This window comes from Streptomyces milbemycinicus (genome assembly GCF_002154605.1).
In the GTDB taxonomy this organism is placed as follows: Bacteria; Actinomycetota; Actinomycetes; order Streptomycetales; family Streptomycetaceae; genus Streptomyces; species Streptomyces milbemycinicus.
Genome location: NZ_MUNE01001296.1, coordinates 1 through 570, shown reverse-complemented (window position 1 = coordinate 570; position 570 = coordinate 1). Strand labels below are relative to the sequence as shown.

General features: G+C 73.7%; 1 protein-coding gene. It reads left to right on the top strand.

The annotated features are described in order from the left end of the window. Positions 1–570 (top strand): condensation domain-containing protein (locus tag CCN51_RS52710; protein ID WP_245881920.1); only part of this gene is annotated, 570 nt, incomplete at both ends.

Sequence of the window (570 nt, the reverse complement as noted above, 5' to 3'; positions counted from 1 at the left end):
GGCGGTCGGCCCTCCAGGGGCTGTCCGAGCCGACGCTCGTCGCCGCCGGCGCACCCGTGGCGGGCGACGGGGAGATGCCCGGCCTGACCCTCGTCACGCTTCCCGAGGACGCCACCGAGGCGCTGACGGCGACCGCCCGGAAACACGGACTGACCCTCAACACAGTGGTGCAGGGCGTCTGGTCGCTGCTGCTGTCCCTGCTGACCGGCCGGGACGACGTGGTGTTCGGCCAGACCGTGCACGGCCGCCCGCCGCAACTGCCCGGCGCCGACTCGGTGGTGGGCCTGCTGATGAACGCGCTCCCGGTCCGGGTGCGGATCGACCCTGCGGAGCCGATGGCCGACCTGTTCGCCCGGATCCAGGACGAGCAGTTCGCGCTGGCTCCGCATCAGCACCTCGGGCTGACCGAGGTACGGCGGCTGTCCGGGCTTGACACGCTGTACGACACCTCGACCGGCTTCGGCGACGCGCCCTTCGACTGGGCATCCGTGCGGGACACCGTGCCGGGCCTGCGAATCGCCCCACTCGCCGAGGACTCCGCCGACGCGACGGACGGGGCGGACGGGGCGG